The following is a 5449-nucleotide window of genomic DNA, read 5'->3' on the forward strand; positions in this document are numbered from 1 at the left end:
GGCCATCGACCAGATGCACTGAAGCCCGGCTGCTTGCGCCCGCATCATTGCGACCGAAATACGTGAAATAGAGAAACGCCGCGCCAATCCCAAACATCAGCGCCAGCAAAAAAAACGTCTGCGCGTTCAGCTTGGGCTCACGAACCTTGCGCCAGGGCTMGCTGCTTTGGGCGTACTCCTCACGCAGCTCCTGGCGGCGTGCCCGATAAGCGGCGCTGACATCGTCACGACGGCGCCAAAGCCAGGCCAGCAATGCGAGTGCGGACAGCACGGAAGCAGCAATGGCCATCCATCTCAAACCAGGCGACACGAGGTGCTGAAAGCTGCCAATCGCCAGAAATGCTGCTGTCACGGCAGCGAGAAGCAATTTCACCTTTGCGAACGACATACGCCGCCTCAGGTCGATTTGGAAATCGAGATGCTCGGGAACTTGGCCGAGTAGTCCTTGCCTTGGGCGGCGATCTTGGCCGCGACCTTGCGGGCCAGCGCCTTGTAAAGATTCGCTACCTCACCGTCCGGCTCGGCAGCCACCGTGGGCGTGCCCGAATCGGCCTGGGCGCGGATGCTCATGGCCAGCGGCAGGGAGGCCAGCAGCTCGGTGCCGTACTGGGCCGCCATCTTCTGGCCGCCGTCGGCGCCGAAGATATGTTCGGCATGGCCGCAGTTGGAGCAGATATGCACGGCCATGTTCTCGACGATGCCGAGGATGGGGATGCCCACCTTCTCGAACATCTTCAGCCCCTTCTTGGCGTCGATCAGCGCGATGTCCTGCGGCGTGGTGACGATGACGGCGCCGGTGACGGGCACGCGCTGCGACAGGGTCAGCTGGATGTCGCCGGTGCCCGGCGGCAGGTCGATGACGAGGTAGTCCAGCTCCTGCCAGCGCGTCTGGCGCAGCAGTTGCTCCAGCGCCTGCGTGGCCATGGGGCCGCGCCAGATCATGGCCTGGTCGTCCTCGACGAGAAAGCCGATGGAGTTGACCTGCAGGCCGTGGGCGATGTGGGGCTCCATGTTCTGGCCGTCCAGCGACTCGGGCCGGCCGCTGGCGCCCAGCATCAGCGGCTGGCTGGGGCCGTAAACGTCGGCGTCCAGTACGCCCACGCGGGCGCCTTCGGCATGCAGGGCCAGGGCCAGGTTGGCGGCCGTCGTGCTCTTGCCCACGCCGCCCTTGCCGGAGGCGACGGCGATGATGTTCTTCACGCCCGGCAGCAGCTGCACGCCGCGCTGCACCGCGTGAGCGACGACCTGGGTGGTGATGGCGACGCTGACATTGCCGACGCCCGCCAGCCCCTTGGCCGCGGCGATGACAGCCGCGCGCAGGGCCGCGTGCTGGCTGGCAGCCGGGTAACCCAGTTCGATGTCGACGGCGACATCCGCGCCATCCACCTTGATCGACCTGACCGCCTTGGCTTCACCCAGCGGGCGGCCGCTGCCGGGGTCCACCACGGCTTGCAGCAGGGGTTGCAGCTGGACATCGGAGATCGCGGTCATGRCAGSGAACAGTTCACGGCAAACGGGGCGAACAGTCTAGCCCGCAAGCGGTCTGCATCCAGTCGGCGGGCTTTGTGCGTAGAGTGAGGCGGCCCCGCATTGCCGCCGGAGATTTCATGCGCCGACCTGTTGTCTTGCTTGCCGCCGCCCTGCTGGGGACCTCAGCCCTTGCCCAGTCCGGCAAGCTGCTGTTGACCGGCGGCGTGTCCAGCATCGACGGCGCCGCCGGCGGCGGGCTGACGCCCTGGGCCGTGACCGGCAGCTATGCCACGGCCGGCGAAGTCGGCGCCACCGCCTTCCTCACCCGCGCCAAGACCGGCAACTACGGCCTGCTGACCTATGGTGCGGCCATCGCCTTCCACGACCGCATCGAGGTCTCGCTGGCCAGGCAGGACTTTGACACCGAAAGCAATCTCGCTCCCCTCGGCCTGGACGGCCTGCACCTGAAGCAGAACATCCTCGGCGTGAAGCTGCGCCTGGTGGGCGACGCCGTGCTGGACAGCGACACGCTGATGCCGCAGATAGCCATCGGCCTGGAGCACAAGAAGACCCACGCCGGCAACCTCGGCCCGACGCTGTTCGGGCCACTCGGCGCCAGGGATTCGGGCACCGATTTCTACGCCAGCGCCACCAAGCTCGTCCTGGCCGACGGCGTGCTCGTCAACCTGACGCTGCGCGCCACCAAGGCCAACCAGAATGGGCTGCTGGGCTTCGGCGGTGCCCAGGGCAAGGGCTACCGGCTGCAACCCGAGTTCTCGCTCGCCAAGCTGCTGGCCAAGAACCTGGCCGTCGGCGTCGAGTTTCGCGCCAAGCCGGACAACCTGAACCAGTCGGTGCTGGGCGCGGGCGCGCTGAAGGAAGACGACTGGAAGGACATCTTCATCGCCTGGGCGCCGAACAAGCATGTCTCGCTGACCGCCGCTTGGGTGGACCTCGGCCGCATCGCGCCGGCCGTGCAGCCCAAGCGCCAGACCGGCGGCTATCTGTCCGCGCAGTTCGCGCTCTGACCCGGAGTTCCCCATGGCCCGCGCCGTTCTTGCCTGCCTGCTGCTCACCTGCGCTGGCGCGTTCGCGCAGACGCCCCCCGCCAACGACAGCGTCTACCAGGCCTGGGGCGGCAAGGCCGGCATCCGCGCGGTCATGGACGACTTCGTGCCGCGCCTGTTGACCGACCCGCGCACGGCTCCCTTCTTCAAGAACACCAATCGCGAAAACCTGGCGACCCAGTTGACCGATCAGCTCTGCCAGGAGGCCGGCGGCCCCTGCGTCTACAAGGGCGTGCCGATGAAGCTGGTGCACCAGGACCTGGACATCGCCCGGCGCGACTTCAATGCGCTGGTGGAGATCCTGCAGCAGGCCATGGATGCCAAGGGCATTCCCTTCAGCGCGCAGAACGGCATGCTGGCCAGGCTGGCGCCGATGCACCGCGAAATCGTCACCACRGTGACTGAAACGCAGCAACGTCGGTAAAGAATTCTTTCGTTAACCGCGGCGCCACAAGGCGGCCGGGCCCGCGCGGCACACTGCCAGCCATGCAACTCACCCGTGTATCCGCGGCCGCCCTGCTGGCGGCCTGCGGCAGCTTGCCTGCCCTTGCGCAGTTCCCCGCCGCACCCGATGCGGCGGCCTCCGCGCCGGCTCGCCCGGCACCCAAGCCCGCCGACGCCAAGTCCGAGCAGCTCAAGCGCGTCGAAGTCACGGGCACCGCCACTGACGAATCTATCCGCAAAGCCTCCACGGCCAGCAAGATCGTCATCACGCGCGAAGAGATCGAGAAGTTCGGCGACTCGACGCTGGGCGAGATGATCAAGCGCCTGCCCGGCGTGACGACCGGCGGCCGCCCGGGCCGCGGCGGCGACATCCGCATGCGCGGCATGGGCGGCGGCTACACGCAGATCCTCGTCAACGGCGAGCGCATGCCGCCCGGCTTCTCGCTGGACCAGCTGCCGCCCGAGCAGGTCGAGCGTATCGAGGTGCTGCGCGCACCCACGGCCGAGTACGGCACGCGTGCCGTGGCCGGCACCATCAACATCGTGCTGCGCGAGGCGTTGAAGAAGAAGCTCAACGAGTTCCGCGCCGGCTTCGCCACCGAGCGCGGCCAGATCAGCCCCGGCATCAGCTGGACGCGCAACGACAACTTCGGCGAGGGCCATGCCTACAACCTGACCGTCAACGCGATGCAGGGCAAGCGCGTCGACGACATCATCAACGACACGCTGACCCATTCCGTCGCGAGCAACAGTGACAGCCTGCTGACCTCGCGCGGCCGCACCGAAGACCAGCGCAGCGCGCTGAACCTGACCGGCCGCGTGCAGTTCAAGCTCAACGCGACGGACAGCCTGGCCATCCAGCCCTTCATCGTCTCGACCAAGTCCAGCAGCAACACCCAGCTGCTGCAGACGACGACGCCTCAGCCGAATCCCCTGCCCCCCGGCTTCTTCGACCAGGCCGACACCGACGGCGACAACCGCTTCACGATGGCGCGGCTGAACGCGCAGTGGCAGAGCAAGCTGAGCAGCGACACCCGGGTCGAGGCCCGCGGCGGCATCGGCCGCGCCCGTGGCGAGAGCCACAGCGTGCGCCAGGAACGCCTGGCCGGTGCGGCCACGCGGCTGCAGGACGACAACAACACCAGCCGCGACAGCAACTGGAGTGCGCTGGCCAAGATCTCGCACAACCTGGGCGGCGACCATGCTCTTGTCAGCGGCATCGAGGGCGAAGGGACAACACGGCACACCAACCGCGTGACCCTGGTCAACGGCGCGCCCCAGCCGGGGCTGGACGATTTCGGCGACGACCTGGATGCGTCCTCGGTGCGCGTGGCGGCCTATGCCCAGGACGAGTGGAACGTTGGCAAGCAATGGGACTTCTACGCCGGCCTGCGCTGGGAGGGCATCACCACCAAGTCCAGCGCCGCAACCTACGACGCGCGCAACAAGTCCAGCGTCTTCACGCCGCTGGCGCATGCCCGCTACAAGCTCGACGACAAGGGCCGCGACATGATCCGCGCCAGCCTGACGCGCAGCTACCGCAGCCCGCAGCTGCAAGACCTGATCGCGCGGCCGACCATCAACAGCCAGGTGCCTCACCAGGCCAACACGCCCGACCGCGCCGGCAACCCCGACCTCAAGCCCGAGCTGGCGACCGGCTTCGAGATTGGCTACGAGCATTACCTGACCAAGGGCGGCCTGCTGAGTGCCAACTTCTTCGCGCGCCGCATCACGAACCTGATGCGCACCGTGACAGCGCTGGAGACGGTGCCCTGGGCCGCGACGCAGCGCTGGGTGGCTCGCCCGCAGAACATCGGCAAGGCGTCGACCGCTGGTGTCGAGTTGGAGGCGCGCTTTCGCCTCGATGAGTATTTCGAGGGTGCACTGCCCATCAATGTGCGCAGCAACTTCAGCGTCTTTACGTCCAAGGTCGACGGCATTCCAGGGCCGAACAACCACATCGACGGGCAACCCAAGGGCACGGCCAACCTGGGAGCCGACTACCGGCTGCGCTCCGTGCCGCTGACCCTGGGCGCCTCGCTGAACTGGACGCCATCGACGACCACGCAGCAGACGCTGATCACCGAGACCACGGTCAGCCGCAAGGCGGTGGTCGACGCGTTCGCGCTGTGGGCCATCAACACCGAACAGTCGCTGCGGCTGTCGGCGACGAATCTGTCGGCGATGGACTACTTCACGGGCTCGGTCATCGCCACGGGCGATCAAGTCATCACGTCGCGCAGCGGCGGGCCAAGCTACGTGCAGTGGCAGCTGCGCTGGGAGATGAAGATCTGAGCCGAGACGGCTAGCGCGTGAGCGAGAACGCGCTGACGGCAGTGACCAGGCGCCCGGCCTGGTCCTTCAGGCTCTCAGCCGCTGCGGCGCTCTCTTCCACCAGCGCGGCGTTCTGCTGGGTGACCTGGTCCATCTGCGAAACGGCGTCACCCACCTGACCGACGCCGGTGCTC

The 5449-nt window shown here is 67.4% G+C and carries 5 protein-coding genes and 1 pseudogene; 3 read left to right on the forward strand and 3 right to left on the reverse strand.

Annotation, left to right across the window (positions count from 1 at the left end; translation table 11 throughout):
• The coding region (locus tag ACXJKR_RS22965; protein WP_457324776.1) for a hypothetical protein at positions 1-388 on the reverse strand (388 nt) is incomplete at its 3' end.
• An 8-nt stretch (positions 389-396) separates the two neighbouring features.
• Positions 397-1491 (reverse strand): iron-sulfur cluster carrier protein ApbC, encoded by a 1095-nt coding sequence (gene apbC, locus ACXJKR_RS22970; protein ID WP_457324777.1) that lies wholly within the window; start codon positions 1489-1491, stop codon positions 397-399.
• A 116-nt stretch (positions 1492-1607) separates the two neighbouring features.
• Here apbC and ACXJKR_RS22975 point away from each other — a divergent pair, with 116 nt between their 5' ends.
• From ACXJKR_RS22975 to ACXJKR_RS22985, 3 genes are all read left to right on the forward strand, one after another.
• The gene (locus ACXJKR_RS22975) at positions 1608-2498 is read left to right on the forward strand and encodes a DUF3034 family protein (protein ID WP_457324778.1); all 891 of its coding nucleotides are present in this window, start codon (positions 1608-1610) and stop codon (positions 2496-2498) included.
• 13 nt (positions 2499-2511) lie between these two features.
• On the forward strand, positions 2512-2961 hold the full coding sequence (locus ACXJKR_RS22980) for a group I truncated hemoglobin (RefSeq protein WP_457324779.1): 450 nt from the start codon (positions 2512-2514) through the stop codon (positions 2959-2961).
• A 62-nt stretch (positions 2962-3023) separates the two neighbouring features.
• Positions 3024-5276 (forward strand): TonB-dependent receptor plug domain-containing protein, encoded by a 2253-nt coding sequence (locus ACXJKR_RS22985; RefSeq protein ID WP_457324780.1) that lies wholly within the window; start codon positions 3024-3026, stop codon positions 5274-5276.
• A gap of 19 nt (positions 5277-5295) precedes the next feature.
• Here the strand turns inward: ACXJKR_RS22985 and ACXJKR_RS22990 are convergent.
• Positions 5296-5449, reverse strand: a pseudogene (locus ACXJKR_RS22990) (methyl-accepting chemotaxis protein); the annotation flags it as partial.

The organism is Roseateles sp. P5_E11, from assembly GCF_054049355.1.

What these genes read in the sequence shown, in the direction of transcription:
- apbC (WP_457324777.1), bottom strand. Translation starts at nt 1,491, where the DNA reads ATGACCGCGATCTCCGATGTCCAGCTGCAACCCCTGCTGCAAGCCGTG.
- ACXJKR_RS22975 (WP_457324778.1), top strand. Translation starts at nt 1,608, where the DNA reads ATGCGCCGACCTGTTGTCTTGCTTGCCGCCGCCCTGCTGGGGACCTCA.
- ACXJKR_RS22985 (WP_457324780.1), top strand. Translation starts at nt 3,024, where the DNA reads ATGCAACTCACCCGTGTATCCGCGGCCGCCCTGCTGGCGGCCTGCGGC.